Origin of the sequence: Pseudomonas sp. BF-B-15, assembly GCF_019946675.1 — a bacterium.
GTDB lineage: Bacteria > Pseudomonadota > Gammaproteobacteria > Pseudomonadales > Pseudomonadaceae > Aquipseudomonas > Aquipseudomonas migulae.
On the sequence record NZ_JAGYFZ010000201.1, the window covers coordinates 1 to 3,147 of the forward strand.

The following is a 3,147-nucleotide window of genomic DNA, read 5'->3' on the forward strand; positions in this document are numbered from 1 at the left end:
GTGCTGTCGCCTGACACACCTTCGCGAGCAAGCTTCGCTCCTACATAAAGCAAGGTCAAAAGCCTTCGAAACGTCCGGTTTTACCTCGGCCGCCTTCCAGCGTCAGCAGCAATTCCTTCGCCTCAAGCCCACCTGCAAACCCGGTCAATTTCCCCGACGCGCCGATCACCCGATGGCACGGCGCAATAATCGAGATCGGGTTCTTGCCATTCGCCGCGCCCACTGCACGCACTGCGCTCGGGTTGCCGATCTGCTCGGCAATCTGGCTATAGCTGCGCGTTTCGCCGAACGGAATGGTCAGCAGGGCCTGCCACACCTTTTTCTGAAAGTCCGTACCGGCGAAATCCAGTTCCAGGTCGAAGCGGTTTCGTGTGCCGGCGAAGTATTCCTGTAACTGTTGAACCGCGCGCACCAGGACCGGGTTGTCCGCCGCCTCACTCATCGGCCCGAGCCGTACGCGATTCGGTTTGTCGTTTTCCCAGAGGATGGCCGCCAGTCTCGAACCGTTCGCGACCAGCTTCAACTCGCCGACCGGCGACGCCATGGTGGTGAAGGTGTAACTCATGCGGGCGGACTCCGAAAACAGGTGAGCAGGCGGCAAGCATACTGCCTCGACGGAGAGGCGCAATACGCAATCCCGACCATACTGCGTACTGCTCTTGAAACGTTTTCTCTGTTTTTTTACCGACCCTAAAAACAAAAAGAGACCGACTCATGAAGTTCGAACCTTTTGCCAAATCGCTCATCGCGACTTCATTGGCACTCAGTTGCCTGGCGGCTCACGCCGCTTCCGTCGCCCCCGTCGCCGCCGAAAACGGCATGGTGGTCACGGCCCAGCATCTGGCCAGTCATGTGGGCGTCGATGTGCTCAAGAACGGTGGTAACGCCGTCGATGCCGCCGTCGCGGTCGGGTATGCGCTGGCGGTGGTGTATCCCGCGGCAGGTAACCTGGGCGGCGGTGGTTTCATGACCATCCAACTGGCGGACGGGCGCAAGACCTTCCTCGACTTCCGCGAAAAAGCCCCGCTGGCCGCCACTGCCGACATGTACCTCGACAAAGAGGGCAACGTTGTCCCGGACCTCAGCACCCGTGGTCATCTGGCTGTCGGTGTGCCGGGTACCGTGTCCGGTATGGAACTGGCGCTGAAAACCTACGGCACCAAACCGCGCAAGGAAGTGATCGCCCCGGCGATCAAGCTCGCTGAAGACGGTTTTGTGCTGGAGCAGGGCGATGTCGATTTGCTGGAGTACGCCACCGACGTCTTCAAAAAGGACATGAAAGATTCCGGCTCGATCTTCCTGAGCAACGGCGAGCCGATGCAGGTCGGCCAGAAACTGGTGCAAAAAGACCTGGGCAAAACCCTGCGGGAAATCTCCGAGAAGGGCGCCGACGGTTTCTATAAGGGCTGGGTCGCTGACGCGATCGTCACCTCCAGTCAGGCCAACAAAGGCATCATCACCCAGGCCGACCTCGACAAATACAAGACCCGTGAACTGGCCCCCATCGAGTGCGATTACCGTGGCTACCACGTGGTCTCGGCACCACCGCCAAGCTCCGGCGGCGTAGTGATCTGCGAGATCATGAACATCCTCGACGGCTACCCGATGAAAGACCTGGGTTACCGCTCGGCGCAGGGTATGCATTACCAGATCGAAGCCATGCGCCACGCGTATGTCGACCGCAACAGCTACCTCGGCGACCCGGACTTCGTGAAAAATCCGATCGCCCATTTGCTGGATAAAAACTACGCGAGCAAAATCCGCGCGGCCATCAATCCGCAAAAGGCCGGTGTGTCCCGCGAGCTCAAACCTGGCGTCGCGCCGCACGAAGGCAGCAACACCACCCATTACTCCATCGTCGATAAATGGGGCAACGCGGTGTCGGTGACCTACACCTTGAACGACTGGTTTGGCGCCGGGGTCATGGCCAGCAAAACCGGGGTCATCCTCAACGACGAGATGGACGACTTCACCTCGAAAATCGGCGTGCCGAACATGTACGGTCTGGTGCAAGGGGAGGCCAACGCCATCGCGCCGGGCAAGGCGCCGCTGTCGTCCATGAGCCCGACCATCGTCACCAAGGACGGCAAAGTCGTGATGGTCGTCGGCACCCCAGGCGGCAGCCGCATCATCACCGCGACCTTGCTGACCATCCTCAACGTGATCGACTACGGCATGAACATTCAGGAGGCGGTGGATGCGCCGCGTTTCCACCAGCAGTGGTTGCCGGAGGAGACCAACCTGGAGGCGTTCACCACCAGTCCGGACACGGTGAAGCTGCTTGAAAGCTGGGGCCACAAGTTTGCCGGGCCGCAGGATCCCAACCATATCGCCGCGATTCTGGTCGGCGCGCCGTCGCTGGAAGGTAAACCGGTGGGCAAAAACCGTTTCTACGGAGCGAACGATCCGCGTCGTAACACCGGGTTGTCTCTCGGTTATTGAGGGTTGTGTTTGGAGGGGGACGGATTTAGTTTCTGTCCCCAGATCCAACGACAGATCAAGGATGGAACCATGACCACCGCAATGTTGATCATCGATGTCCAGCGAGCACTTTGCACGGGCGAGTACGAGTGCTTCGAAATCTCACGTGTCATCGACACCATTAACGGGCTCAGCACCCGTGCCCGAAAGGCCGGCATTCCGGTGGTGCTGATCCAGCATGAGGAAGACGGCAGTCCGCTGGCGTATAACGCTGACGGCTGGCAACTGGCCGAAGGGCTGGAAACCTCGCCCAAGGATTGGCACGTACGCAAGACCACACCGGATTCGTTCTATCAGACCAACCTGCAAAAGCTGCTGCCGGTGCAGGATTTCGAACGCCTGGTCATTTGCGGTTTGCAAACCGACTATTGCGTCAACGCCACAGTGCGTCAGGCGCTGCAACTGGGGTACGACGTGGTGCTGGCGGCTGACGCTCACTCCACGGTCGACAACGGCAACATCCCCGCCGAAGACATCATCGCCGAGCACAACAAGGACCTGGCGCATTTGACCGGTTCAGTGGCGCGGATCGACGTGATACCCGCCGCCGACATCACCTTCTAGCACCCATGATGATGGGCCCCGCCCAACCCTGTAGGAGCCGGCTTGCTGGCGATGGCGATTTCACGGACGCCATCGCCAGCAAGCCTGGCTCCTACAGGATCG

At 59.9% G+C, this 3,147-nt stretch carries 3 protein-coding genes; 2 read left to right on the forward strand and 1 reads right to left on the reverse strand.

Features of this window, described 5'->3' with window-relative positions; genetic code table 11:
• Positions 1-55 precede the first annotated feature (55 nt).
• The gene (locus KGA97_RS29275; protein WP_008029471.1) at positions 56-565 is read right to left on the reverse strand and encodes a methylated-DNA--[protein]-cysteine S-methyltransferase; all 510 of its coding nucleotides are present in this window, start codon (positions 563-565) and stop codon (positions 56-58) included.
• Positions 566-714: 149 nt separating this feature from the next.
• Between KGA97_RS29275 and ggt the strand changes: the two genes are divergently transcribed.
• Both ggt and KGA97_RS29285 read left to right on the forward strand, forming a co-directional pair.
• Complete coding sequence (gene ggt / locus KGA97_RS29280) at positions 715-2,442, forward strand: gamma-glutamyltransferase (protein WP_223449277.1); 1,728 nt, start codon at positions 715-717, stop codon at positions 2,440-2,442.
• 69 nt (positions 2,443-2,511) lie between these two features.
• Positions 2,512-3,045 (forward strand): cysteine hydrolase family protein, encoded by a 534-nt coding sequence (locus KGA97_RS29285; protein ID WP_192227346.1) that lies wholly within the window; start codon positions 2,512-2,514, stop codon positions 3,043-3,045.
• Positions 3,046-3,147: the final 102 nt, after the last annotated feature.

Excerpts from the sequence above, each read along its gene's own strand:
- KGA97_RS29275 (WP_008029471.1), bottom strand. The coding sequence starts at position 565 with ATGAGTTACACCTTCACCACCATGGCGTCGCCGGTCGGCGAGTTGAAG.
- ggt (WP_223449277.1), top strand. The coding sequence starts at position 715 with ATGAAGTTCGAACCTTTTGCCAAATCGCTCATCGCGACTTCATTGGCA.
- KGA97_RS29285 (WP_192227346.1), top strand. The coding sequence starts at position 2,512 with ATGACCACCGCAATGTTGATCATCGATGTCCAGCGAGCACTTTGCACG.